Annotated in this window: 1 protein-coding gene; it reads left to right on the top strand. The window is 72.1% G+C overall.

Annotation, left to right across the window (positions count from 1 at the left end; all coding sequences use genetic code 11):
- Nucleotides 1–265, top strand: a 265-nt coding sequence (locus tag SB719_RS20675; RefSeq protein ID WP_412159817.1) for a hypothetical protein, incomplete at both ends; no start/stop codon positions are given.

Below are 265 nucleotides of genomic sequence, written 5' to 3'. Positions count from 1 at the left end.
CGACACGTTGTCGCGCTGGCGCACGCTGGCGGCGATCGCGCGCGAGGACGTTTGCGGCGTCAAGGTGATGGAAGCGCACTACGATGCCCGCGCCATCCTCGCCGAACTCGACCACGCGCCCGGGCCGATTGCCGATGCGCTGTACGCGGTCTGGGCCGCGGAGCCGCCGGATGCGCGGCTGACGTTCGCGCGCACCGGTGCGGGTGCGGGCCGCGTCGACGGCATCAAGGCCTGGTGTTCGGGCGCGGACCTAGTCGATGCCAAG

The organism is Pantoea sp. SIMBA_079 (assembly GCF_046940275.1).
GTDB lineage: Bacteria > Pseudomonadota > Gammaproteobacteria > Enterobacterales > Enterobacteriaceae > Pantoea > Pantoea borealis.
Note: the sequence above shows the minus strand (reverse complement) of the source record. Positions and strands in the feature narration are given on the sequence as shown.